This is a genomic window from Streptomyces sp. 184 (assembly GCF_045781775.1).
GTDB lineage: Bacteria > Actinomycetota > Actinomycetes > Streptomycetales > Streptomycetaceae > Streptomyces.
Genome location: NZ_CP123230.1, coordinates 4,425,642 through 4,450,219, shown reverse-complemented (window position 1 = coordinate 4,450,219; position 24,578 = coordinate 4,425,642). Strand labels below are relative to the sequence as shown.

Here is a 24,578-nt window from a genome sequence, read left to right as displayed (position 1 = left end):
CCTGTGGCGATCACTGTCGGCTCCGTCGAGGTCGATGTCGTCCCGAACACCCGCGGCATCTATGCCCGGCTGCGTTCCCAGCTCGTCCCCGAGGCGAGCCGCGCCGGGGAGGACGCCGGGGAGGCTGCCGGGCGCTCATTTGGTCCGGCGATGGCGGACGCCGCGGGCGGCGCGGCGTCGGTCATCGGGCAGCGCATCGGCCGCCAGATCGGGCAGCGCATCGTCGCGCAGGTCAGCGACAGCATCCGCGACGGCGTCAACAACGGCGGCCGGGCCGGGCGCCCGGCCGCCACCCGGCAGGGCAACGAGACCGGCGGCGCATTCGCCCGCGCCGCCCGAGCCCGCATCGAGGCCGCGATGCGGAACCTGCCGGACGTCGAGATCGACGCCGACACCACCCCCGCGCAGGCCGAGATCCTGCGGCTGCGCGCGCAACTGGCGCGGCTGTCCGACCAGGAGATCGGCGTCGACATCGACACCGGCGCCGCCCTGGCGCAGATCGAGCAGATCCAGGCCCGGCTGCACGTCCTCGCGTCCTCGGATGCGGACGTGCAGGTCCGTATCGACGCCGGGCAGGCGATGGCGGAACTTGCCGCCGTCGGGGCGATGGTGTCGGCGCTCGACAGCCGCGACATCGACATCAACGTCTCCACCCGCCAGGCCGTCATGGCGGTGCTGGTACTCACGGCCGCCCTCGGCGGCCTAGTCGTGATCCCGGCGGTGCCGGTCCTTGCGGCCGGTATCGGGTCGATCGCCGCCGCCGCGGTCGCCGCTGCGGCCGGCGTGGGCGCGCTGGCTGCCGCTGCGGCGCCGGCGGTCATGGACATCGCAAAGGCGTTGCAGGCGCAGAAGGCAGCGCAGGACGCCGCGTCGTCCAGCACAGCTAAGGGCGGGCAGGCCGCCGCGGCAGCCGCCCGGCAGGACACGCAGCTCGCCTCGGCGAAGCAGGGCCTGGCGACCGCGCAGAGGAACGCGGCCCGACAGATCGCATCGGCCGAGCAGGGCGTATCCGATGCGGTAAGGCAGGCCGCCGAGAATCAGCGTCAGGCAGCCGAGCAGGTCAAGTCGGCGAAGGCGTCGCTGGCCTCGGCGGTGGAGCAGGCTGCGGACCGGCAGCGGCAGGCGGCCGAGCGCGTTGAGGACGCCGAGGAGTCGCTGGCGGGCGCGCAGAGGTCCGCGCGGCAGGCGCAGCAGGATCTGACTGCCGCCCGGCGCGAGGCCGCCGACGAACTGGTCGACCTCGGGAACCGCCTCGCGAGCGCACAGCTCAGCGAGCGGGACGCGGTCCTAGACGTGCAGGACGCGGAGCGTCAGCTCGCCGCGGTCCGCGCCGCCGGGTCGAACGCCACGAGGCTTGAGCAGGCGCGTGCCCAGCTCGCCTACGACCAGGCGGTGCAGCGCCTCAAGGAACAGCAGCTCGATACCAAGCGGCTGGCTGCGGAGAAGAAGGCCGCCGACCGGGCGGGCGTCGCCGGCTCCGATCAGGTTCGCACGGCGCAGCAGCGGCTCGCCGACGCGCAGAGGTCAGTCCGCGACCGGGCGGAGGATCTCGCGGACGCCCAGCGGGAGTCGGCCCGCCAGCAGGTGCAGTCCCAGCAGGACATCGCCGCAGCGCAGGGCCGGGTTGCCGAAGCGCAGCGCAACGTCACCCGCGTCCAGGAGGACGGGGCCCGGTCCGTCGCGCGGGCGCAGGAGCAGCTTGTTGCCGCGCAGCAGTCTGCGGCGGACTCCATCGCGTCGGCGCAGCGGCAGATCAAGTCGGCGCAGCTCAGTACTGCTGGCGGCGCGTCCACCGCGGCGACGGCGCAGGAGAAGTATCGCCAGGCGCTCGGGAAGCTGACGCCGTCGGCGCGCGACACGTTCGACGCCTTCGTGCGGCTCCGCGGCGCCTTCAGCGGCTGGTCGCGCAGCCTCCAGCCCGCGGTTATGCCCATCTTCACCCGGGCGATCAACGGGCTACGGAAGGCGCTACCCGGGCTGACGCCGTTCGTCACGGAGGCGGCGAAGGCGATCGGCGAGTTGCAGGACCGGGCGAGTAAGGGGTTCAAGTCCGAGGGCTGGAAGTCGTTCAAGAAGGATCTCGCGGGCAGCGTCCGCCCGGCGATCGTCGGCCTGGGCGTCGCGATCGGCAACATCGCCAAGGGCCTGGGCGGCATCGTGCAGGCGTTCCTGCCGCACATGGACACGATCTCCGACCGGATGATCGGGATCACGGAGCGGTTCGCGAACTGGGGCACCAGCCTCAAGGGCAGCCCGGCGTTCGAGAACTTCCTCGACTACTCCTCTCGCATGGCGCCGGTCCTCGCCGAGGCCCTCGGCGACATCGGCAGCGCCTTCTATGAGGTCTCTAAGTCGCTGGCGCCGCTGTCCGGGCCGGCGCTGGAGATCCTGGGCGCGATGGCCCGCGGCGTCGCGTCCATTGCGGAGACGCTGCCTTGGCTGATCCAGGGCATCTACCTGGTGATCATCGCGACGAAGCTGTGGACCATCGCGCAGTTCCTGCTGAACGCGGTGTTCGCAGCGAACCCGATCACGCTGATCATCATCGCGGTGGTCGCGCTCGTCGCCGCGATCATCTACGCCTATAAGCGGTTCGGCTGGTTCCGGACCGCCGTGCAGGCCGTATGGACCGGGATCAAAGTCGCCGTCGTATGGCTGTGGACGCGGGTCATCAAGCCGTACATCGACTTCATGATCGCCTATTGGCGGCTCCTCGGCGACATCGCGATGTGGCTCTGGAAAACGATCTATGTGCGGGTCTTCGAGGCCATCGGGAAGATCATCCAGTTTTGGTGGAAGAACATCGTCAAGCGGTACTTCAGCTTGGTCAAGTTCTACGTCCAGACCGTCGCCGCCGTCTTCGTCTGGTTCTGGCGGAAGGTCATCCAGGTCGTCTTCAAGGCGATCGGGGCGATCTTCCGGTTCTGGTGGAACCAGGTCGTCAAGCGCTACTTCAACCTGGTCAAGACCGCTATCCGCGCCCTAGCGGATGTGTTCCGCTGGCTGTGGCGCAAGGTCGTCACCCCCGTGTGGAACGGGATCAAGTCCGTCATCAAGGGCGTGTGGGAGAAGGGCATCCGGCCTGCCTTCAACGCACTGAAGTCAGCCATCAGGAGAGTCGCCGACGCCTTCGGGACGGCGAAAGACGCGATCGGCAGAGCTTGGGAAAAGATCAAGGGCCTGACGAAGAAGCCGATCAACTTCGTGCTCAACACGGTATGGAACAAGGGCATCGTCCGCGTCTGGAAGAAGATCGGCGGATGGATCCCCGGCCTGCCGGACCTGAAGACGGTCCCTCTCCTGGCAGCGGGCGGGGCCGTCCCCGCGGCGCCTGGCGTGTTCAACCGCCCCACGGCGATCGTAGGTGAGGGCAACCCGCGACACCCCGAGTTCGTGATCCCCACCGACCCGAAGTACAGGGGCCGGGCGCTCGGCCTCTGGGAGCAGGCCGGCGGGCAGCTCATGGCCGACGGCGGCATCATCGGCGACCTGGGCCGTCTCGTCGGGATCGGTGCCGGAGGGAGCGCCCGCGGCGCGAAGTTCCTGTCGGACCCGGTCGGCAACCTCGCCAAGCTCCTGGACCCGCTGGTCCGGCCGCTGAAGGAGAAGGTCGGCGGCAGCACGTTCGGGAAGATGGTCCTCGCCCTGCCCCAGATGGTGTTCGACGGCCTGAAGGGACTCGTCTCCGGCGCCAGCGGCGGGGGCGGCCCCGGCGTCTCCAAGGCCCTTAGCTGGGCCCGCACCCAGCACGGAAAGAGGTACCAGTGGGGCGGCAACGGCAACCCGAGCTGGGACTGTAGCGGTTTCATCTCGGCGATCGAGTCTGTGATCCGCGGGCAAAAGCCTCACCGTCGGTGGAGCACGCACGCCTTCGCCGGCGGTGCCGCGCCTCCGGGGTGGAAGCGCGGGCTGAAGGCGCCGTACCAGGTCGGCATCACGCACAGCGGCGTCGGCCACACGGCGGGAACCCTCGGCGGCGTCAACGTCGAGTCGAGGGGCGGCGACGGAGTTCTCGTCGGCGGCCGGGCCCGAGGCGCCCACCACCCCATGTTCTCCAGTGTGTACGGCTTCGCGCCGAGTATCGGCGGCGGCAGCATCACCGGCGTCGCCGGAGCGAAGTCCGCGGCGAGGGAAATGCTCGGGCAGTTCGGCTGGGGCGACCGCCAGTGGCCACCGCTGAACAAGCTGTGGACGCGGGAGAGTGGGTGGCGCTGGAACGCGCGCAACCCCTCCAGCGGCGCCTACGGCATCCCGCAGTCGCTCCCCGCCTGGAAGATGCGGTCGGCCGGTTCCGACTGGCGCACCAACCCGGCCACGCAGATCAAGTGGGGCCTGGGCTACATCGACGGCCGGTACGGCAACCCGGCCGGGGCGTGGGCGCACAGCCAGCGCGTCGGCTGGTACGACGACGGCGGCTGGCTGCCCCCGGGCGGCCTCGGCTTCAACGGGCTCACCGAGCCGGAGGCGGTCCTCACCCCGAGCCAGTTCAAGGCGATGGAGGGGGCGGCCACCACCGGAGTTGCCGCCTCGACCGGCCCCAGCGAACTGGTCGGCGACCTGTACCTCGACTCCGGGGAGTTTCTCGGCAAGGTCCGCGGCGTCGTGCAGGACGAGAACCGTGAACTGGCGACCGTCCTTCGCTCGGGCCGGAGGGGGTGACCGGTGGCGATCCCGGGGAACTTCCTCAGCGCGACGACCGAGAGCATCGACCCCAACACCTCCGGCTGGACACCCAAGCTGAACTGCACGATCTCCTTGGGCTCCGGTGGCCGTAACGGCGACGGAACGCTGATCGTCAAGTCGGTGGCCGCGGGGGAGATGCAGGCCCGCACCGTCACCTCCTATCCCATCGCACCGGGCGAGACCTACCATGCGCTGGCCGATGCGTCGGGGTCGACGGTGCCGGAGCGCATCGGCATCCGGTGGCTGAACGCGGCGAACGCGGAAGTCTCGATCACCTGGTCGCTGACGACGTCGTCCGCCTCGGCGTCGTGGCACCGCATCAGCGTGGGCGGGACGGCGCCGCCGGACGCAGCCCGCGCGCAGGTGCTCCTGTCCTCCACCCCCGCCGCCGGTGCGGTGATCTCGTTCTTCGAGAACGTGTACCTCGGGCTGCCGCAGCGGCAGATGGGCAACCTGCTGCCGTGGAACACTGAGTCCCCGGAGATCGACGCCACCGGGTGGACGGGCCTGGGCAGCGTCACGGTCGCGCGGCAGGCGCCGCCGGTGTCGTGGCCGGTCGACTACTACTCCGCCGGCGGCCACACCATGGCCATGACGGTCACCACCGCCGGGGACCGGGCGATGCTCACCCAGCTCGCGCCGTGCACCGAAGGCGTGGAGTACCTGGCGTACTGCCACCTCAACCCGCCGACGAGCGGGTCCGATACGTGGCTTGAGCTGCGGTTCTACGACGCCGCGGACACGGAAATCCAGGCGACGCGCGGCGAGCTGGCCGCGCCGGGCACCGGCTGGTACCGGCAGCGGGCGTCTGCGGTCGCCCCCGCGGGCGCGGTGTCGTGCGCCATCGCCGCGGGAATCGACGGCGCGACCCTGAGCCAGGTGCTGCGGGTCGAGCAGGCCGTCATCCGCAGTGCGCTGGAGTTCCGCCCGGACAGCGTGGTGCCGTATGCGGACAGCTCGTTCGAGCAGGGCGTCTCAGGCTGGACGGTGGCATCGGGCGTGGCGACGCTCGCCCGCTCGACGCCGTGGGGAACGACGGCCTACGACGGCTCCTACAGCCTGATCGTCTCCAGCGCGACGGCCACCACCTCGGTGGTGCGCTCCCCGCGCTGGGACCTGGGCGGGGACGTGTCCGGGCTGGCGTACCGCATCGAGATGCACAGCAACGTCACCGCAGGGTCGTGGAACATCATCCGCGGTGTGCGCTGGTTCGACTCCGGCGGGACCCTGATCAGCACCACGGCCGCGGCCTCTGCCGCGGTTCCGACGCCGGGCTGGTGGCGCCCCTGGAACGACTTCGCCGCTCCCGCCGGGGCGGAGGCGGCGGAGATCGAGTACGAACTGACGGCGGGCGCCGTTTCATCGACGCTGGCGGTCGACCGGGTGGCGATGTGGCACGTGCTGCCCATTTTCGAGGCCGTCGTGCAGCCGGAGACGGCGAGCGTCACGATCACGATGCGGGAACTGGAGCCCGGCGAACTGCTTAGCCTGTGGCGGGTCGGCGCAGACGGGCACCGCACCCTGGTCCGCGGCCCCGACGGGCTGCTCGACCGCGTGACGATCGCCAGCGATCTGCTGCTGTACGAGGACTACGAGGCACCACTGGGTGCGCCGGTGTCGTACTGGGCGGAAACCTACACCGCGAGCACCGGGGCGCTGTCGACGTGGCGGAGCAGCAGCGAGGTGACCATCGACCCCGGTGACGCGAACTTCACCTGGCTGAAGGACCCCGGCCTGCCGCAGCGCAACCTCAAGGTGCTGGTGCAGCAGGCGCCGGACTGGTCGCGGCCGATCGAGCAGGCCGGGCACCGGGTCCGCGGCCGGCGCAACACCGTCACCATCTCCGATGTCCGCGGCGGCCTTGAGGGCGAGCTGACCGTGTGGACCCGCGACGACGCAGAACGGACCGCCCTGCACTGGCTGCTCGACTCCGGGAACATCCTGCTGTGGCAGGCCGCGCCGGGCATGGGCGAGGAAGACGTGTACGTCGCCGTCGGTGAGGCGACCGCGGCCCGGGTCACGCCCTACGCGCGGGAGGGCTGGCGGGCGTGGACTCTGCCGCTGACGCAGGCCGACATGCCCACCACGGTCGGCGTCGGCGGTTCCGCAGGTCGAACCTGGCAGGACATCCTCAGCGAAAACGCCACATGGCAGGACGTGCTCGACCGGTTCGCGACCTGGGAAGACGTGCTGTTCAACCGTCCCGTCGGGGGGTGATGCGATGTATCCGCCGCCGTCGGACCGGTTCCTCGCTGCGCTCGCCCATTCCCATGTCCTCGCATCCATCGTCGAACTCCACTGGCCGTCCGGACGCGTAGACGTCCTCCCGCATAGCGGCGGATCGGTGACCGTCGACCGCGGGGCGGCGGTACGGCGCACCGCGACGGTAGAGGTCCCGGATGTCAGCCTGCTGCCGTGGACGGCCGCCGACTACCTGGCGATCTCCGGCGCCCGGCTACGGATCCGCCGCGGCATCGTCTTCCCCGGCGGACTGCTGGAGACCGTCCCCGTCTTCTTCGGCCGCCTCGACACCCTCGCCGGAGACCCCGACACGGGCCCGGTCACGCTCACCGCGAGCGGCCTGGAAGCGGTCATCGCCGACGCCAAGTTCGAGGCCCCGTACTCCACGCGCGGGGCGACGGCGGCGGTCACCTCCATCACCGCACTGATCCAGGACGTGCTGCCCGACGCCGTCATCGCCTCCACCGCCGACAACACCGGTTTGGGCACCCGCACATGGGACCGCGAAGGCGACAGGTGGGCCGCGGTACAGGAGATCGCCACCGCCGTCGGAGCGGAGGCGTACTGCAACGCCGACGGGCTCTTCGTCATCGCCGAACTGCCGGACATCCTCGCGACCGAGCCGGCGTGGGAAGTCGCCGCGGGCGCCAGCGGGGTGCTGATCGAGGCGAACCGCGAATTCTCCCGCGACGGCATGTACAACGTCGTCGTCGCCAGCGGCGAGAACACCGAGGACAACGCGGCGGCCGTCACGGCGACGGCGATGGACGACGATCCCACCTCGCCCACCTACTACCTCGGCCCGTTCGGCCGGGTGCCCCGCTTCTACTCCAGTCCAACGCTGACCAGCAGCGGCCTCGCGCAGGGCGCGGCGAACAAGCTGCTCCGCGACAGCGTGAAGCCCGCGGTCACCGCCGACCTCACCAGCCTGCCGAACCCGTGCCTGGAGCCCGGGGACGTGCTCCGTGCTGTGTACGGCAACGGCCGCCGCGACCTGCACCAGGTGCAATCCTTCTCGATCGACCTGTCCCCCGGCGGCACTTTCGCGCTGACGATGATCGGCGGCAAGGAGGACGCATGAGCAGCAGCAGCGCCCGCGCGCTCGCCGACGCCATCGCCGGGGAATCCGTCCGACAGGGCAAGACCACCCCGAGCGTGCGCGGCGCCGACTGGCAGACCGCCACCGTCACCGCCGTCGGCAGCGACGGCACCGTCGACTGCGGCGACATCCGGGCCCGCCGCCTGGAGTCCTACCCGACCCCCGTAGTCGGCGACCTGATCGTCATCACCCGCTCCGGCGCCGGAAACTGGCTCGCCCTCGGGCGCACAGTCGCCACCGGCGGCTCACTGTACGCGCGGAAGACCGCGGCCACAGGCCGCACCAGCACCACCGTGACCGATGACCCGCACCTGTCAGTCACCGCAGCACCGTCCGCCCAGTACCTGGTGACCGTGCACGCGTCCGTGACGTGCACCGACACCTCCGGGGACATCAACATCGGCATGACCGCGCCCAGCGCGGCGGCGGGGTTCTGGAGCGGGTTCGCGCAGCCGGCCGCGGCCACCACCGAGACCGGCGACCTGCGCACCCTTGAGCGCGTCTGGACGGACACGCTGGTCCTCGGCGCACTGGCCGGCACACCCCTGGTGATCCGCCTGGCGGGGATGCTCGTCACCGGCGTCGCTGGTGGCACGGTCGCGTTCCGCTGGGCGCGCAACGGCGCCTCAGGCACCACCACCGTCCGCGCCCACTCGTTCCTCGAACTGCGCCGCGTCGCCTAGGAGAGACCGTTGCCGACCACTGACGACTACGGGCAGGGCGTGAGTATCGCCGCCCTCACCGACGCACCGAACGCCACGACGCTGGCCCAAGACATCGCCAACGCCATCGTCCAGCGCGGCGTGATGCGGTTCGCCACCGCGGCGGAACGCAACGCCACGATTACCTCCCCGGTCGACGGGATGGTCGCCTATCTGGCAGCGGAGGAGCTGATCACCGCGCGGGTGGGCGGCGTGTGGGTGACGATCGGCTCCTCCGTCTCCACCTGGACCAACATCACCCTCACGTCCGGGTTCGCGCACAACGGCAACAGCAACGGCAACGTGCAGTACCGGCGCATCAATCTGTTCGGCGAGCCGAGCGTGCAGTTGCAGGGCGCCCTGTCCGTCACCTACGGCCCGGCCATCCCCAACTCGGGGATTTTCACCGCCTCGGCGCTGCCCACCGCCGCCCGGCCCGCGAGCCTGCGCACGGTCGTCATCCCCTGCTCCGACGTCTCCAGCGACCGCATCACGCTGAAGTTGGACGCCAAGACCAACGGCCACCTGGAGATCTACGGGACCAACTCCAGCAGCAACAGGCCGCCGTGGATCGGCTTCAACGGTGTCTTCTACAGCCTCTGAGGAGGAGGAGCCTGCCGTGACCGATCCGGCACCCGTGCAGGTGACACCGCGCACCGACACCACCGACGGAGACGTGGCGACGCTCGTGGCCCTCGGCCTCATGGAGGAACCGCCCACCCCGTCGACGGACCCGCCGCAGCCGCCGACCGCGGGCTAAGCCCTTCTTCCCCGCTCAAGGAGTCTCGTGATGTTCACACGCGTCCGCGTGCTGGTGACGGCTGCCGTCATGGGAGCGCTTCTCGCGCTGTCCGCGGCGCCGGCCGGCGCGGCGGAGTCCCCGGTGTACTCCGGCCACGGCTGGAAGGCCCTGACATCGGACGGCATCTACTCGATCAGCCCGGACCCGTACACGATCGTGTTCGCGTCCGAGGCGGGCCGGGACCGGCTGTCGCCCTACCTGAAGAAGGCCGCAACGCAGATCACCGAGGTGACCGGGGTGCAGGTCACCGTGTCGCCGGTGATCGTGCCGGGGCCGCGGCCGTCGTGTGCGGATCAGCCGCGGCACGAGATCCGCTTCCACTACAAGCACCGCCCGGTAGAGGGGTCGTGGGCGTCGGTCGCCTACTCCTGCTACGCGGCGGCCAACGGCTCGGCATGGGGCGGCAACGTGTACATGAACTCGCAGTACTGGACGACGCCGGACTGGTTCTCCAGCAACCCGACGACGAACGCCGCACGGCAGGCCAACGGAGTGCTCCACGAGTTGGGCCACATCATGGGCCTCGCGCACGTCAACTACGACCGCGACGGCGACGGCAAGGTCGAGGACGGAGAGTGCGTGCGGAACTCCGCCGGACGCCGGCCGGTGATGTGCGCGCCGTCGGGCGGCTACCTCACCTCGGCCAACTCCGGCAGGTACACGGAGGAGTTCGACGAGCCCGGGCTGGAGCAGATGGCGGAGAACTTCTATCTGAGGGGGTTGTGATGGTCCTCAGCGGCCCACAGAAGTACCCGCCGGCGTCGACCGCCTACTGGTACCAGCGCGGCTACCCGGGTTCGGCGATGGAGACGAACGTCGTCGTCTGGCACTCCACCGAGGGCACGTCGCTGCCGTCGTACTCCGGCGGCGCGGTTGCCCCCAACTTCACCGCCCTGCCGGACTTCGGGGCGGAGAAGATCCGCTGGTACCAGCACTACGACTTCGACGTGTCATCCCGCGCGCTGCGGAACCTCGGCGGCGGCGTGGAGACGAACACCGCGAACGTCTGCCAGGTGGAGGTCGTCGGCACCTGCGACCCGTCGGCGCACCGCCGGTGGGGCGGCCAGCACCTGTACATGCCGGAGCTGCCGGACTGGGCTGTGCGTGACCTCGCCGCCTTCGCGAAGTGGGCGCACGAGAAGCACGGCGTCCCGCTGAAGTCAGGGCTGACGTTCAAGCCGTACCCCGCGAGCTACGGCTCCAACGGCGTGCGCCTGTCGGGCTCGCAGTGGCGGAGCTTCTACGGGCACTGCGGTCACCAGCACGTGCCCGAAAACGATCACGGCGACCCGGGAGCGTTCCCGATGGCACCCATCTTGGCCCGCGCCGCGGGCGTCCCCGAGGAGGACGAAGTGACGAAGGACGACATCGAGAAGATCGCCGACGCGGTGTTCAAGAAGCTCACGACCACCGACAACGTGTTCGAGGCTCCCGAGGACGCCGAGTCGTACAAGACGAACCGCTTCTGGACGTGGAAGAGCCACGTCGCCACCCAGACCCGTGCCGCCCGCGGCGCCCGCCGGGCAGCCGAGTCCGCCGTCGCGAAGCTCGACCAGGTGCTCGCCAAGCTCAACGAGAAGGGCTGACCCATGAAGATCTTCGGCTACGAGCCTGCGCTCGTCCTCGCCGCCGTATCGGCCGGCCTGTCGCTGCTCGTGTCGTTCCAGTTCGGGCTGGACGCCGAGCAGGCGGCGGCGATCGTCGCCGTCATCTCCGCCGTGTTCGCAGCCGCCACCGCGGCCGTGACCCGGCCCATCGCACCGTCGGCGTTCACCGGCGTCGTCGCCGCGGTGGTGGCGCTGCTGGCCGCCTACGGCATGGACGTGTCCGCGGAAACCGTCGGCGCACTGAACGCTGCTGTCCTCGCCGTGCTCGGCCTCCTGACCCGCGGGCAGGTGTCGCCGACGGCCGCCGCGAAGTCCGCGCCGCGGGGCGTCTGACCTGAGCGGAGCACGACGTGCCGGACGAGCCGACTCTCGGTGAGGTGGTGCGCCGCCTTGAGGCGGTGCACGCCGACCTGAAAGAGGACCTGCGGGAGTACGGCGCCCGGCTCGATCAGAAGGTGTCGCTGGAGCGGTACGAGCTGGAGCGGCGGGCCCGCGACGACGTGCACACCCAGCTCATCACCCGCATCGCGGCGATCGAGGAAGCCCGCACCCAGGAACGGCGGCAGGCCGACGACGACCGGCGCGCGGCCGACGACCGGCGCCGCGCCGACCGGCGCCTGGTGTTCGCGGCACTGATCGCCCCGGTGCTGATCCTGCTGTTGCAGTTGTACGTCAACTCTCGGGGGGCGGGGGCGTGAGCGAGCATGTGAACCGGGGGCAGATCCGCCGCCGCAAGGACATCACGTTCGCCGTGGCGGTCCTCGCGGGGATCGCGGCGTTCGCTCTGATTGCGCTGTGGATCCAGAACCTGAGCCGCGACCTGCGGGATGCGAACGACGCGCGGGATGCGCTGGCGGTGCAGGTGCAGGAGTTGGGCGAGAAGCCCGTCGCCGGCCCGCCGGGCTCGCGCGGGGATCCGGATGATCCGGTGGAGGGTCCGAGCGGGCCGCGCGGCGAGCAGGGGGCGCCGGGGCGGGATGCGCCGTCACCGTCGCCCGGCCCGCCGGGGCAGCGAGGTGAGCCGGGCAGCCCGGGCCCGACCGGACCGCCGGGCGGCGAGGGCATTCCGGGTGAGGCGGGTTCCCCGGGAAGCCCTGGGCCGGGCGGCGAGCCGGGTGCGGCGGGGGAGCCTGGCCCTGTGGGGCCGCAGGGCGAACCCGGCCCGGCCGGGCCGCCGGGGAGCGACGGCGCCGACGGCGACCGCGGTCCGGCAGGCCCGCCGCCCGCGTCGTGGACGTTCGAGTACCGCGGCACCACGTACACGTGCACCCCGGACGGGGACGGCTCCACGCACTACACGTGCACCGCGGATGGAGGCGAGCCGCCGCCGGGTGGCCCCGGGCTCCTCGGCGCGGCACTCGACCCGCAGAGACGGCAGTACACGTGACAGAAGCCCCGTCGCCCTTCCCGGGCGGCGGGGTTTTCGCGTGCCCGTTGTCGGTGGCGGCGGCTACGCTGGTGGTGTACCTCACGTCTGGTGAGGGGCGCCGGTTTGATCGCCCGGCGCTGCCCGACGGCAGGTGTCCGAAGGTGGCGGGTGTGCGCACACCCAAGACTGGAGGCCCTGGCCCGCGAACAGTTCGGGATGGGCTCCGAACAAGATCTTCCGCACCGTTCTGCCGGGTTCAGCCGGGCGCGGGTGACCGCATCCCTCCCGCCGACGACGGCCCGATCAGGGGCCTACCAGCGTGGCGGGGCAGAGGCCCCCGGAGACGCGCACGCCCCCTCCTTCGGGAGGGGGCGCCGTACTGTGCGGGGTCAGACGGCGGCCGGCCCGAGGCTCGACTCCTCATCCACACCCCGGACGATCGCCGCGATGTCCACCTCCGGGTCCCTCGGGTACGGGCCGTAGAAGTTCTGCCCGGCGAGCACGACCCCCTCAGGCAGCGCGTCGTTGATCCGCGCCCGGTACTCAGCGGCGGCTTCGGCGACCTCTTCCTCTGTCGCCCCGTCCATCGCCGAGCCGACAGTCTCTTCCACGGTGACGCAGTCGCCGCCGCCGTGCTCGCCCCATGTCCCGTACTCGGTAGTCGGCTCCACCTGGCCCACCTCCCTGACGGCCATCATCCCCTCGGCGTCGGCAGCGTCAACCCGTTCACGCCCGTGCGCCCCCGCGTCGCGCTCCTCGGCTGCGCGCATCGCCCCCGAGCCCCACAGGTACGTCCGGCAGTACGCCTCAAGACCCCCGCCAAGGTCCGGGGCCGGGAGCCGGACCGTCACCTGCACCGCGACCCGGCCGTCCGGCCAGTCATGCCGCGCCATCGCGACGGCGTCGCGCCACGTACCGTCCACGCGGACCTGTAGCCGCGGGGCGTCCCGGGGCGGGTAGACCCGGACCTGCGGCGGGCGGCCCATGTCGGGGCGCCACGGCGGGACCTCCACGGCATCGGGCATGTGTTCGATTCTAGGGCGGGGGCGGCCTAAGCCGCCTCGACGATCTCCGCCCGGTCCGCCGCCAGCCACTCCGCCCACAGTGCTGGCAGCACCTCACGACCCGGATCCACCGCGAGCCGCAGCACCTCCGGCAGCGCCAGCCACGCGGTGATATCCGCCTGCACGGCGGCAGCCGGGCGCACGCTCGATGGGGGTAGCGGCATCAGACCAGCCTACGGGCCGACAGTGTCAGCCGGCGGGGGCTGAAGGACGTAGGTGCCCTTCGCCGCGAGCGTCGCCACCAGGCCGCGGTCCCGCAACTCCCGCACCGCACGCCGCGCAGTGCCGATGCTCACCTGGTAGAGGTCCGTCATCTCCCGCTCACCCGGCAGCCGCGCGCCCACCGGGAGCCGCCCCGAGCGGATCTCAGCCTCGATCCGATCGGCGAGCTTCTCGTAGTCGTACTGCGGCAGACCGCTCATGATCACAGCCTGACGCTGGCCACCGCACCCGGCATCTCGGGAACGCGTCCCACCGCGGCAGGACGCACAGGGACGCGGGGGGACGCAGTTGGCGGTACCGTGTGGGCAGGAAGAACCCCCGCGGCCGTGGCAACGGCCCGGGGGCGTGGACTACCTGAGCGGAGCAGGAGCCATGGAACAGGCTAACGACAAGCCGGCGCGCAGCGACAGCGGCGGGCCCGAGATCGGCGACAAGGTGTACGACCCCGACACCGGACGCGAAGCCATCGTCACCGACCGCCAGCAAGCCACCGGCATCCTCCTGCTCCGCGCCATCTACGGCACCGACCAATGGCACCCCGCCGACCCCACCCGGCTGACCGTGGTGTGCCCGCGAGACGAGATGCGCAAGCACATCTGAGACCCCCGCGCCCTGACGGCAAGCCCGCACGGGCGCGGGAGGCCCCGCTCGCCCACACCCCCGGTGGCGAGCGGGGCTCTACTTCAGCAGGTCCGTCAGGGGCACCCCGACCGCAGCGGCGAACAGCAGCAGGCGCCCCAGCGGCGGGTCGGCGGTGCCGGCTTCCCACGCCTGGATGGTGCGCCGGTCGACGCCGACGGCCTCGGCGGCGGCCTCCTGGGTGAGGTTGGCGTAGAGGCGGGCGTCCTGGAGGCGGCGGCCTATGGTTCGGCGGCGGTCCCGGACCCACGGCGGTTGATCGTTCTGGCGCACCCGGCGACGATCGGCGGGCTACGATCATCAGTCAGTACATGGGGGTTCGCATTTTTCGATCACGTCCAAGGAGTGGACGACCGCGCCTGTTACCAGGTGATCTGTGACCGGATGTCGGGAAAGTTTCACCCGTTTGAGTGAGTGACTGCCGTGTACATCAATCGTTGAATCGAATCAGCACAGTGAGCGCTTACTAGAACTCCCCCCACTCGGCTCCCACGGACCCCGCCGCGGGTCCGTGGGGCAGGTGGCCGGCCCCTCGGCAGCAATCCGCCCCCAGGTGGTAGCCGGGGGGCCGGTCCGTTGATCGAATGGGAGAGAGATGGGAGATGACCAGCTCTCCCACCCTCTAAATTCCGCGAGAATCCTCTAGCTACCTACAGCTAGTGCGACGCGTCTCCAGCCTCTGGCTCCAGCGCACCCGACGCCACAAGTCCAAGAATGAGCAGGCCCAGCAGCACGCGGTAGATGACAAAGGGTGCGAAGCTGCGGGTCGTGATGAATTTCATGAACCACGCGATGACGGCGTATCCGACGACGAAGGCGATGATCGTCGCGGCCACCGTCCCGCCCCAGTTCATGTGCGTCGCCCCGGGCACCTCCTTCAGCTCGAAGAGCCCGGAGGCGAGCACCGCGGGGATGGCCAGCAGGAACGAGTAACGGGCCGCGGCCTCACGGCTGTAGTTCAGGAACAGGCCGCCGGTGATCGTCGCGCCCGAGCGGGAGACGCCCGGCACCAGGGCGAGCGCCTGGGCGACGCCGAACAGCAGGCCGTCACGGGTGTTGAGGTCCTTCAACTCCTTGCGCTGCACCACCGCCCGGTGCCGGCCGCCGCCGCCGGAGGCGCGCCAGTCGGCGAAGCCGAGGAGCAGGCCCATCACGATCAGCGTGGTGGCGATGAGCCGCAGATCCCGGAACGGGCCCTCGATCGACTCCTGGAACGTCAGCCCCAAAACCCCGATGGGGATCGAGCCGATGATGACCAGCCAGCCCATCTTCGCGTCGTGGTCGGAGCGCATCGCCTTGTTGGTCAGCGAGCGGAACCAGGCGGAGACGATCCGCGCGATGTCCTTGCGGAAGTAGATCAGCACGGCGGTCTCCGTACCGATCTGGGTGATCGCCGTGAAGGCCGCGCCCGGGTCCTCCCAGCCGGCGAAGGCCGCCGTGAGCCGGAGGTGGGCGCTGGAGGAGATCGGCAGGAATTCCGTCAGCCCCTGGACGAGTCCGAGGATGACTGCTTCGAACCAGCTCATACGGGGCTGCACATGTCCTTGAGTTCGCTGACGGGTTGCAGGAGATGTTAAGGCCCCGACATGAGGCGTGTGGCCCCAGGGTCGGCTGTGGCGGTGCCCGCGGGCCCGTCGGTGCGGGCGGCGGCGGGTGCGGCGGAAGAGATCACTCCGCCCGGGGCGGCCGAGCGGGCGGAGCGCCGGCGGCGGCGCACGGCGACCGCGGCGCCGGCCGCCATGCTGGCGACGATGAAGCCGAGGGCGGCGAGGAAGACGGGGGAGAGCGGGTCGGAGGCCCGGCTGCCGGCGATCACGTACGCGGCGGTGTTCGGCACACAGCCCACGCCCGTGGCCACGAGGAACGGCGTCCAGCTCATCCGGGAGACCGCGGCGGCGTAGTTCACACCCGCGAACGGCACGCCGGGAAAGGTGCGCAGCACGAGCATCGAGCGGAAGCTGTGCCGGCTGAGCTGCCGGTCCGCCGCCGTCAGCAGTCGCCCGCGCAGCAGCGGGCGCAGCGCGTCCTGGCCGAGCAGCCGGCCGATGCCGAACGCGACGCCCGCGCCCAGCACCGTGCCGGACACCGAGCCGACCAGTCCCGCCTGGGCGCCGAAGAGCGTGCCGGAGGCCAGGTTGAGCAGCGGGCGCGGGACGAGAGCAGCGGTGCACAGGCCGTACGCGATGGCGAAGAGGATAACCGCGGACATCCCGGTGAACTGCGGGGGCAGGCCGTCGGCCAGCAGCCGGTGCGGGCGCCACACGACGACCGCGACCGCGGCGCCGACGAGCATCACGAGCAGCAGGCCGAGCCGGGAACGCGGGGACAGCAAAGCCCGGCCGCAGCGGACGGCGCGGCCGACGACGGGCGCCTCGGCGGGTTCGGGCACGCTAAGGAGCCTAACCGACGCCGCCGGGCCCGCGCCGTGACGTCGCACTCAACTCCTGCGGCTACCGTGGCCGTCATGGCCCAGCAGCACCCCGGCGCCCCCGCGGGCGCCGACGCCCCGGCGACCCCGTACGCCCCGGGCGCCGCCGGCGTCCCGGCGGTCCCGGCGAGCCCTCTCGCCGACACCGTCCTCGACCGCCTCGCCGCCGCCTACCCCGCCGCCGCCGACCCCGAGCGCGCCGCGCAGTCGGCCGCGTACCTCCGCGGCGTCGCCCCGTTCCTCGGCATCCCCGCCCCCCGCCGCCGCGAGCTGTCCCGCGCCGTCCTCGCCGGCACGCCGCGCCCCGCCGAGGCGGACTGCGCGGCGATCGCGCTGCGCTGCTGGCGGCTGCCGGAGCGCGAATACCACTACTTCGCCGTCGATTACCTCCGCCGCCACGTGCGCCGCTGCTCCCCGGGCTTCCTGCCCGTCGTACGCCACCTCGTCGTCACGACCTCCTGGTGGGACACCGTCGACGCGCTTGCCGCTCACGTCGTCGGCGGCCTCGTCGCCGCCGACCCCGCGCCGGCCGCGGCCATGGACGAGTGGATCGAGGACGACGACCTCTGGGTCGCCCGCACCGCCCTGCTGCACCAACTGCGCTTCAAGGACGCCACCGACACCGGCCGACTCTTCGGCTACTGTCTGCGCCGCGCCGGCCATCGGGACTTCTTCGTGCGCAAGGCCATCGGCTGGTGCCTGCGCGAGTACGCGAAGACCGACCCGCGGGCCGTGCGTGCCTTCGTCGACGCGCACCGCGCCGAGCTGTCCCCGCTGTCCGTGCGCGAGGCGCTCAAGCACTTCTGAGCCGTCCCGGCCGGCGGCAGGAAAACCGTTCGACGGGCGGCGGGCCCGTACCCGATCATGGTGCACATGTTCCGGTACGCCTTCCCCGCGCACACGTCCGCAGCCGCGGACGCGCAGAAGGCTGTGCCGGCCGCACTCGCAGCAGCAGTGGCAGCCGCAGCCGACGGCGCCCGAATCCGCCCCTTCCCGTGATCGCTCCAGCGGACCCCCGCGGGGGAGGGCCGGCCAGGCCCGGGGTCCGCGCACTCGCTGCGATCCGCAAGGAAGAACCATGCCCAAGCAGGCGTACGTGCGCAGCAAGCCGCACGTCAACATCGGCACGATGGGGCACGTCGACCATGGCAAGACGACGCTGACGGCCGCGATCACCAAGGTGCTCAGCGACCGCGGCACCGGCACCTTCGTCCCGTTCGAGCGCATCGACCGGGCGCCGGAGGAGGCCGTGCGCGGCATCACCATCAACATCGCGCACGTCGAGTACGAGACGGCGACCCGCCACTACGCGCACGTCGACATGCCCGGCCACGCCGACTTCGTGAAGAACATGGTCACCGGTGCCGCGCAGCTCGACGGCGCGATCCTGGTGATCTCCGCGACCGAGGGCGTCATGCCGCAGACCGCGGAACACGTGCTGCTCGCCCGGCAGGTGGGCGTACGGCACGTGGTCGTCGCGCTCAACAAGGCCGACGCCGGCGACCCGGAGCTGACCGACCTCGTGGAGCTGGAGGTGCGCGAGCTGCTCTCCAAGCACGGCTACCCGGGCGAGGAGGCGCCGGTGGTCCGCGTCTCCGGGCTGCGTGCGCTCGCGGGCGACCCGGCGTGGACCGAGGCGATCGTGCACCTGCTCGACGCGGTGGACGCCTACGTGCCCATGCCCGAGCGGCACCTGGACGCGCCGTTCCTGCTGCCGGTGGAGAACGTGCTCACCATCACCGGCCGCGGCACGGTCGTCACCGGCGCCGTCGAGCGCGGCACGGTGCGCGTGGGCGACCGGGTGCAGGTGCTCGGCGCGGAGGCCGAGACGGTCGTCACCGGGCTGGAGACCTTCGGCAAGCCGATGGACTCCGCGCAGGCCGGCGACAACGTCGCGCTGCTGCTGCGCGGCGTCGCGCGCGACGCGGTGCGCCGCGGGCACGTCGTCGCCGCGCCGGGCAGCCTCGTGCCGCGGCGGCGGTTCACCGCCGAGGTGTACGTGCTGTCCGCGGCCGAGGGCGGCCGGCGTACGGCCGTATCGACCGGCTACCGGCCGCAGTTCTACATCAGGACCGCGGACGTCGTCGGCGACGTCGACCTCGGCGAGACCGCCGTCGCCCGGCCCGGCGACACCGTCGCCATGACGGTCGAGCTGGGCCGCGAGGTGCCGCTCGAAGCGGGGCTCGGCTTCGCGATCCGCGAGGGCGGGCGCACCGTCGGCGCGGGCACCGTCACCGAGGTGGGCTGACCCCGGCCCGCCGCCGCCCGCCTTCCGTATCACGCGCATCCGCGCAACCGGGTACGGAAGGCGGGCCTCCTCCTCCACAATGGCCGGTGTGGAGGAGCCCGTCCCCGTCATCGCCGCCGTGGACGGCGGCACCGCGAAGCTGCTGCCGGACGTCGACCGCCCGCGCGCGTACCTGCTCACGGTCGAGGGCGCCCCGCAGTCGTACGTCGACCTCGACGACGCCACGCACCTGGAGTTCGAGTACGCGCGCCGGCTCGCGCACGTCGTGGACCTCGGCTTCCCGCCGGGGCGTGCGCTGGACGCCGTGCACCTCGGCGGCGGCGCGCTGACCCTGCCCCGGTACGTGGCGGCGACCCGCCCCGGTTCCCGGCAGGAGGTCGCCGAGTCGGACCGCGGGGTGATCGCGCTGGTCGCGCGGCACCTGCCGCTGCCGCCGGACTGCGGCGTCACGGTACGCGCCCTCGACGCCCGCGCCGCGCTGGAGCGGCGCCCGCCGGCGAGCTGCGACCTCGTCATCGCCGATGTCTACGGCGGCGCCCGGGTGCCCGCGCACGTCGCGTCGCTGGAGTTCGTCGGCGCCGCCGCCCGCGCGCTGCGCCCGGAGGGGCTGTACGTCGCGAACCTCGCCGACAGCGCACCGTTCCGCTTCCTCGGCTCCCAACTGGCCACCGCCGCGGCCGTCTTCCCCGAGCTGTGCCTGATCGCCGAGCCCGCGGTGCTGCGCGGGCGCCGCTTCGGCAACATCCTGGTGGTCGCGGCGAAGCGCGGCACGGGTGCCGGCCCGGGGCTGCCGCTCGCGGAGCTGGCCCGGCGCACCGCCGGCGACCCGTTCCCCGCCCGCGTCGAGTACGGGCCGGCGCTGCGGCGCCTGACGGCCGGCGCTCAGCCGGTCACGGACGCCGACGCCGTGCCCTCGCCGGAGCCGCCGGACGGCGCCTTCACGATCGGCTGACCCGCGCTCGCCGCCCGGTCCGTGCCGGCGGACCCGGCCGCCGCGTGCTCCGTACGCCGCCGCAACCGCCGTACGTCCGGCACGCACAGCACCGCCGCGGTCAGCGCGACGACCAGCGCCGCGCAGCCCCACAGCGCCGCCGACCGGCCCACCAGGTCCTGCACGGGCCCGGCGAGCGCGGTCGCCACCGGGATCAGCGCGATCGAGCCGAGCCAGTCGTACGACGAGACGCGCGACAGCTTGTCCTCGGGGATCTCCTGGTGCAGCGCCAGCATCCACGCCACCGCGAAGACCTCGACGCCCAACCCGGAGAGGAACATCACCGCCGAGAGCCCCGCCGTCGGCAGCGGCACCGCCAGCGCCGCGGCCGGCAACGCGAGCGGGAAGATGCACAGCACCCCGGCGAGCAGCACCCGCTGCGGCTTCCACCGGGTCATCACCAGCGCGCCCGCCAGCGTCCCCGCGGCGAAGGCGCCCATCGCCAGGCCCCACGGCCCGGCGCCGCCCAGGTGGTCGCGGGCCACCAGCGGTCCGTACACCGCCTCGGCCGCCGCCACCACGGCGTTGACGACGGCGAACTGGAGGACGATCGACCACAGCCAGGGCCGCCCCGTCACCTCCCGCCAGCCCACCTTGAGATCGGCGAGGATGCCGGCGGGGGGCTGCCGCTCCGGGATGCCGCTGACGTCGAGGAACGCCCGCAGGGCGGCGGCGACGGCGAACGCGCCCGCGTCCACGGCCAGTACCCACCCCGGCCCCACCGCCGCGACCATGGCGCCGCCGAGCGCCGCCCCGCCGATGCCGGCGCCGTTGATGCCGACGCGGAACATCGCGAAGGCGCGGCCCGCCTGCTCGCCGGTGACCGATGAGAGCACCATGCCCTCGGCGGCGGGGGCGAAGAACGCGTGCCCCGTACCGCCGACCGCGGACAGCAGGACCATCTGCCACACGTGCGCCTCGCCGGTGATCACCAGCGCCGCGAAGAGGCCCTGCGAGGTGCAGTTGACGGTGTTCGCGACGACCATCACCCGGTGCCGCGGGATCCGGTCGGCGACGGCGCCGCCGACGAGTACGAAGACGACGAGCGCCGTCGTCCGCGCCGCGGCGACCAGGCCGACGTCGGTGGCGGAGCCACCGGCTTCGAGCACCGCGAACGCGGAGGCGATCAGCGCGCCGGAGGCGCCGAGGTTGGTGATCACCGCGGCGAGGGAGAGCAGCGTGTAGTTGCGCCCCGCCCACCGCCGGCGGGGCGCCGGGCCGGAAGCGGCCCTGGCTGCGGGATCCGGTGCGCGGTCCGCCGGGGCATCCGGTACGGAGCCCGGGGTGGAATCCGGTACGGAATCCGGTGCGGAGCCGGCGTCGGGTGCGGGGGGACGGGTCACCCGCGGACTATGCCGGGCTCACCTGCCCGCTGCCAAGTGGAATTCGCCGCCCCCCGCTCAGCCCTCCAGCGGGCGCAGACTGTCCATGATCTTGGCGATGGTGTCGTTCGGCACCTCGTCCTTCACACCCGTGTCCGTGTACAGCACCCAGGTGGCGAACTCGCCCTTGACGTCGGTGTAGGTGAAGGCGACGATCTTGCCGTCGGCCGAGCACTTGGTCTCGCGCGGCACGTCGGTGACCGTCGCGGTGGCCATGTGCCCCTTCAGCCCGTGCTTGCTGGTGAACGGCACCGGCTCGGTCTGCTTGACGGTCGCCTTCTTGCTGGTGTTGAAGGCCGCCTCGGCCCAGGCGCCGGCTTCGTTCTCGACGGCCTCCGAGGTGTTCTTGGCGCCGATGCCGCCCTTGGTGCCGGCGCCCGCGCGGCTGGCGTACTTGCAGATGCCGTCCTTGTAGAGCGCGGCGCCGGTCATCGACACCAGCGGACCGGAGTCGTCCTCGAAGCCGATGCTCATGGTCGGGGACTGCACCTCCCACTCCGGCGGCACGTCGTAGACGTTGTGGCGCTTGGCGTTGTGCACGGCCTTCCAGCCGGGGACGACCGCGTCGATCTTCTGGTCGTCGGCGCTGCCGCGCGGGTTGTCGGGGTCGTCCTGGAGTACGGGCTCGCTCGACGCCGATGGCGACGGCGAAGCGGAGGGCGAGCCTCCGCCGCCCGCGGGGCTCGCCTTGCCGCCACCGCCGTCGTCCTCGTTGAGGAGCACCACGCCCGTCACGGCCGCGGCGGCGATCAGGGCGACGGCGCCGATTATGGCGACGGCGACGCGGGGACTCGTCCCGCTCTTCGCCGGGACCGGCGCACCGGGCGGCGTGGGCTGACCCCACTGGCCCTGCTGCTGGTACTGCTGCTGTCCGTCGTAGCCCTGCGGGCCGTGCGGGGCGGGCTGTTGCTGGTACGGGTTCGGCTGCTGCTGTTGCTGCTCGCCCCCGGGCTGCTGTCCTGGCCACATGCGGAACAACATAGCTGGCGAGGGGGAGTGGTCACACTTATTACCCGCTGGTAACGTGGTCGCATGTCAGACACCGCGCCGCCGCTGGGCGAGCTTCTCCAGGCATCGGTACCCATGGTCCGCACCCTCGGCCTCGTCTACGACGAGATCACCCCGGAGGCCGCCACCCTCCGCCTCCCGGACCGGCCGGAGTACCGCAACCACGTCGGCGGACCGCACGCCGGCGCGATGTTCACCCTCGCCGAGTCGGCGACCGGCGCCGTCGTGCTCGCCGCGTTCGGCGACCAGATGGCGCGGGCCGTGCCGCTGCCGGTGCGGGCGGAGATCGACTTCCTGAAGGTCGCCAAGGGCGACGTCACCGCTCGCGCCAGGCTGGGCCGGCCCGTTGCCGACGTCGTGGCCGAACTCGACGCCGGCAAGCGGCCGGAGTTCCCGGTCGAGGTCGACATTGTCCGCGGGGACGGCGCCGTCAGCGGGCGGATGACGGTGCTGTGGACGCTGCGCCCCAACGACTGAGGCGGCAGGCGGGCGGCCGGCTGCCGCGGCACCGGCCGCCGCGGGTGCCGTACGCGCCGGCGGCCGGTCCGTACCTGGCCGTGCCCCGGCGACCCGCGTCCGGGCAACCCGCGTGTCAGCCGCCCGAGCCGCCCAGGGAGTCGCGGTGCGCCTGCGCCAGGGCCACGTAGCCCTCGCCGTTGAGGCGGATGTGCTCGCGCTCCTCGTCGGTCAGCGGGCGCTTCACCTTCGCCGGCACCCCGGCGACCAGCGAGCCGGGCGGCACCTCCATGCCCTGCGGCACCAGCGCCTGCGCGGCGACCAGCGAACCCGCGCCGATCACGGCCCCGTTGAGCACGGTCGCGCCCATGCCCACGAGCACGTCGTCGCCCACGGTGCAGCCGTGCACCACCGCGTTGTGGCCGACTGTCACGCGCTCGCCGATGACGACGGGGAAGCCGGGGTCGGAGTGGACCGTGCAGTTGTCCTGCACGTTGCTCCCGGCGCCCAGCGAGATGGCCTCGCAGTCGCCGCGCAGCACCGCGTGGTACCACACGCTGGCGTCGGCGCCCACGGTCACGTCCCCGACCACCACCGCGGTCGCGGCCACGTACGCCTTCGGGTCCACCGCGGGCTCCCGCCCGCCCACCGCCGCGATCAGCGGCTCCGGCCGTCCTGACATGTCGTCCGCTCCCGGTGCTCGCGGCGGCCCTCGCCGCCCGCCGTCGTACGTCCTGGTGAGCCGCCGGCGGCCCGTCGTCGTCCGGGGTCGCGCCCGCGCTCGGGGAGAGCGTAGGCGAGGAACGGGAGAGGTACGGTGACCGGGTGCCGAAGCAGCAGCGCAACTCCGTGACGAGCCGGCTGCTCTCGCGCGCCGTGCACCGCGGCTGGCGGTGGGTCAGGAGCACGGGCGCGGTGAGCGCGGCGCGCCCCGGCCCGTACCGCTTCCGGCGGATCGGCGCCGGCACGGTCCTCGCCTTCCCGCAGGGCACGATCTTCGGCGAGCGGCGGATCGAGCTGGGCGCGCACTGCATCATCGGCGAGCAGGTGACGCTCACCGTGGGCCTGGCGCCCGGCGCCCCGCTCGGCCCGGACACGGCCGTGCGGCTGGGCAACGGCGTGGTGCTGGGCCGGGGCAGCCACGTGATCGCCGACCTGCCGGTCACCATCGGCGACGACGTCTTCTGCGGCCCCTACGTGTACGTCACGTCGACCAACCACAGCTACGACGACCCGCACGAGCCGGTCGGCAAGCAGTGGCCGCGCTCGGCGCCGGTGCAGATCGGCGCGGGGAGCTGGCTGGGCGCGGGCGCGCTGATCCTGCCCGGCGCCCGGCTGGGCCGCAACGTGGTCGTCGCCGCCGGCTCCGTGGTGCGCGGCGAGGTACCGGACCACGCCGTGGTCGCGGGCGCGCCCGCCCGGATCGTACGCCGCTGGAACCCCGAATCGGGCTGGCACCCGCCGCTGCGCCCGTCCCCGCCCGGCACACTGGAGACGGCGACATGACCGCGACCGCGAGGAGGTGCGCCCGATGATCACCAACCGCACGCTGCGCATCCTGCTGGCCGTCGTGCTGTGCCTGCACGCCTTCGGGCTGCTGCTCTACGCGATCCGCAACCACTTCTGAGCCCTGCACGG

General features: G+C 72.3%; 26 protein-coding genes. 17 read left to right on the top strand and 9 right to left on the bottom strand.

Annotated elements, in window-relative coordinates:
• Nucleotides 1–3: 3 nt before the first annotated feature.
• The 11 genes from QBL21_RS18425 (at nt 4) to QBL21_RS18375 (ending at nt 12,520) form a co-directional block, all read left to right on the top strand.
• Nucleotides 4–4,659: a hypothetical protein gene (locus tag QBL21_RS18425; RefSeq protein ID WP_407563306.1), complete on the top strand. Its 4,656-nt coding sequence runs from the start codon at nt 4–6 to the stop codon at nt 4,657–4,659.
• 3 nt (nt 4,660–4,662) lie between these two features.
• Nucleotides 4,663–6,900 (top strand): hypothetical protein, encoded by a 2,238-nt coding sequence (locus tag QBL21_RS18420; RefSeq protein ID WP_407563305.1) that lies wholly within the window; start codon nt 4,663–4,665, stop codon nt 6,898–6,900.
• Between the two features lie 127 nt (nt 6,901–7,027).
• Nucleotides 7,028–8,005 carry a DUF5047 domain-containing protein gene (locus tag QBL21_RS18415; protein WP_407563304.1) on the top strand — a complete coding sequence of 326 codons (978 nt, stop codon included), beginning with the start codon at nt 7,028–7,030 and terminating at the stop codon, nt 8,003–8,005.
• Complete coding sequence (locus tag QBL21_RS18410) at nt 8,002–8,706, top strand: hypothetical protein (protein ID WP_407563303.1); 705 nt, start codon at nt 8,002–8,004, stop codon at nt 8,704–8,706. The genes QBL21_RS18415 and QBL21_RS18410 overlap by 4 nt, the downstream gene beginning before the upstream one ends.
• Nucleotides 8,707–8,715: 9 nt before the next feature.
• Complete coding sequence (locus tag QBL21_RS18405; RefSeq protein WP_407563302.1) at nt 8,716–9,327, top strand: hypothetical protein; 612 nt, start codon at nt 8,716–8,718, stop codon at nt 9,325–9,327.
• A 16-nt stretch (nt 9,328–9,343) separates the two neighbouring features.
• Nucleotides 9,344–9,484: a hypothetical protein gene (locus QBL21_RS18400; protein ID WP_407563301.1), complete on the top strand. Its 141-nt coding sequence runs from the start codon at nt 9,344–9,346 to the stop codon at nt 9,482–9,484.
• A 30-nt stretch (nt 9,485–9,514) separates the two neighbouring features.
• Nucleotides 9,515–10,252 (top strand): hypothetical protein, encoded by a 738-nt coding sequence (locus QBL21_RS18395; protein ID WP_407563300.1) that lies wholly within the window; start codon nt 9,515–9,517, stop codon nt 10,250–10,252.
• Entirely contained in the window at nt 10,252–11,112 is an 861-nt protein-coding gene (locus QBL21_RS18390; protein ID WP_407563299.1) for a hypothetical protein, read from the top strand. The genes QBL21_RS18395 and QBL21_RS18390 overlap by 1 nt, the downstream gene beginning before the upstream one ends.
• A gap of 3 nt (nt 11,113–11,115) precedes the next feature.
• Nucleotides 11,116–11,466, top strand: a complete 351-nt coding sequence (locus QBL21_RS18385; protein WP_407563298.1) for a hypothetical protein — start codon at nt 11,116–11,118, stop codon at nt 11,464–11,466.
• 17 nt (nt 11,467–11,483) lie between these two features.
• Nucleotides 11,484–11,831 carry a hypothetical protein gene (locus tag QBL21_RS18380; RefSeq protein ID WP_407563297.1) on the top strand — a complete coding sequence of 116 codons (348 nt, stop codon included), beginning with the start codon at nt 11,484–11,486 and terminating at the stop codon, nt 11,829–11,831.
• Nucleotides 11,828–12,520: a collagen-like protein gene (locus tag QBL21_RS18375; RefSeq protein ID WP_407563296.1), complete on the top strand. Its 693-nt coding sequence runs from the start codon at nt 11,828–11,830 to the stop codon at nt 12,518–12,520. Before QBL21_RS18380 ends, QBL21_RS18375 begins: the two co-directional genes overlap by 4 nt.
• 371 nt (nt 12,521–12,891) lie before the next feature.
• Here QBL21_RS18375 and QBL21_RS18370 read toward each other — a convergent pair whose 3' ends face one another.
• From QBL21_RS18370 to QBL21_RS18360, 3 genes are read right to left on the bottom strand one after another with little or no spacing between them, the layout of a single operon-like run.
• The gene (locus QBL21_RS18370) at nt 12,892–13,527 is read right to left on the bottom strand and encodes a hypothetical protein (protein WP_407563295.1); all 636 of its coding nucleotides are present in this window, start codon (nt 13,525–13,527) and stop codon (nt 12,892–12,894) included.
• A 26-nt stretch (nt 13,528–13,553) separates the two neighbouring features.
• Nucleotides 13,554–13,730 carry a hypothetical protein gene (locus QBL21_RS18365; protein ID WP_407563294.1) on the bottom strand — a complete coding sequence of 59 codons (177 nt, stop codon included), beginning with the start codon at nt 13,728–13,730 and terminating at the stop codon, nt 13,554–13,556.
• A gap of 9 nt (nt 13,731–13,739) precedes the next feature.
• A complete protein-coding gene (locus QBL21_RS18360; RefSeq protein WP_407563293.1) occupies nt 13,740–13,988 on the bottom strand; it encodes a GntR family transcriptional regulator in 249 nt (82 codons plus the stop codon).
• 172 nt (nt 13,989–14,160) lie between these two features.
• On the opposite strand from QBL21_RS18360, the gene QBL21_RS18355 reads away from it, so the two are divergent.
• Nucleotides 14,161–14,388 (top strand): hypothetical protein, encoded by a 228-nt coding sequence (locus QBL21_RS18355; protein ID WP_407563292.1) that lies wholly within the window; start codon nt 14,161–14,163, stop codon nt 14,386–14,388.
• A 78-nt stretch (nt 14,389–14,466) separates the two neighbouring features.
• On the opposite strand, the gene QBL21_RS18350 is transcribed toward QBL21_RS18355, so the two are convergent.
• The 3 genes from QBL21_RS18350 to QBL21_RS18340 all read right to left on the bottom strand — a co-directional run bounded on the left by QBL21_RS18350 (nt 14,467) and on the right by QBL21_RS18340 (nt 16,816).
• The gene (locus QBL21_RS18350) at nt 14,467–14,700 is read right to left on the bottom strand and encodes a helix-turn-helix transcriptional regulator (RefSeq protein ID WP_407563291.1); all 234 of its coding nucleotides are present in this window, start codon (nt 14,698–14,700) and stop codon (nt 14,467–14,469) included.
• Between the two features lie 383 nt (nt 14,701–15,083).
• Nucleotides 15,084–15,953 (bottom strand): undecaprenyl-diphosphate phosphatase, encoded by an 870-nt coding sequence (locus tag QBL21_RS18345; RefSeq protein ID WP_407563290.1) that lies wholly within the window; start codon nt 15,951–15,953, stop codon nt 15,084–15,086.
• A gap of 47 nt (nt 15,954–16,000) precedes the next feature.
• Nucleotides 16,001–16,816: a TVP38/TMEM64 family protein gene (locus QBL21_RS18340; protein ID WP_407563289.1), complete on the bottom strand. Its 816-nt coding sequence runs from the start codon at nt 16,814–16,816 to the stop codon at nt 16,001–16,003.
• A gap of 75 nt (nt 16,817–16,891) precedes the next feature.
• Between QBL21_RS18340 and QBL21_RS18335 the strand changes: the two genes are divergently transcribed.
• From QBL21_RS18335 to QBL21_RS18325, 3 genes are all read left to right on the top strand, one after another.
• Entirely contained in the window at nt 16,892–17,662 is a 771-nt protein-coding gene (locus QBL21_RS18335; RefSeq protein ID WP_407563288.1) for a DNA alkylation repair protein, read from the top strand.
• 271 nt (nt 17,663–17,933) lie between these two features.
• Complete coding sequence (gene tuf, locus QBL21_RS18330; RefSeq protein ID WP_407563287.1) at nt 17,934–19,103, top strand: elongation factor Tu; 1,170 nt, start codon at nt 17,934–17,936, stop codon at nt 19,101–19,103.
• An 88-nt stretch (nt 19,104–19,191) separates the two neighbouring features.
• Complete coding sequence (locus QBL21_RS18325; protein ID WP_407563286.1) at nt 19,192–20,055, top strand: spermidine synthase; 864 nt, start codon at nt 19,192–19,194, stop codon at nt 20,053–20,055.
• On the opposite strand, the gene QBL21_RS18320 is transcribed toward QBL21_RS18325, so the two are convergent.
• A complete protein-coding gene (locus QBL21_RS18320) occupies nt 19,986–21,437 on the bottom strand; it encodes an MFS transporter (protein ID WP_407563285.1) in 1,452 nt (483 codons plus the stop codon). The genes QBL21_RS18325 and QBL21_RS18320 overlap by 70 nt on opposite strands.
• Before the next feature lie 57 nt (nt 21,438–21,494).
• The gene (locus QBL21_RS18315) at nt 21,495–22,445 is read right to left on the bottom strand and encodes a hypothetical protein (protein WP_407563284.1); all 951 of its coding nucleotides are present in this window, start codon (nt 22,443–22,445) and stop codon (nt 21,495–21,497) included.
• A 63-nt stretch (nt 22,446–22,508) separates the two neighbouring features.
• Here QBL21_RS18315 and QBL21_RS18310 point away from each other — a divergent pair, with 63 nt between their 5' ends.
• Nucleotides 22,509–22,961, top strand: a complete 453-nt coding sequence (locus QBL21_RS18310) for a DUF4442 domain-containing protein (RefSeq protein WP_407563283.1) — start codon at nt 22,509–22,511, stop codon at nt 22,959–22,961.
• 115 nt (nt 22,962–23,076) lie between these two features.
• Here the strand turns inward: QBL21_RS18310 and QBL21_RS18305 are convergent, their stop codons facing one another.
• Nucleotides 23,077–23,622: a gamma carbonic anhydrase family protein gene (locus QBL21_RS18305; protein WP_407563282.1), complete on the bottom strand. Its 546-nt coding sequence runs from the start codon at nt 23,620–23,622 to the stop codon at nt 23,077–23,079.
• 143 nt (nt 23,623–23,765) lie between these two features.
• Between QBL21_RS18305 and QBL21_RS18300 the strand changes: the two genes are divergently transcribed.
• The gene (locus tag QBL21_RS18300; RefSeq protein ID WP_407563281.1) at nt 23,766–24,446 is read left to right on the top strand and encodes an acyltransferase; all 681 of its coding nucleotides are present in this window, start codon (nt 23,766–23,768) and stop codon (nt 24,444–24,446) included.
• The last annotated feature ends 132 nt before the right edge of the window (nt 24,447–24,578 follow it).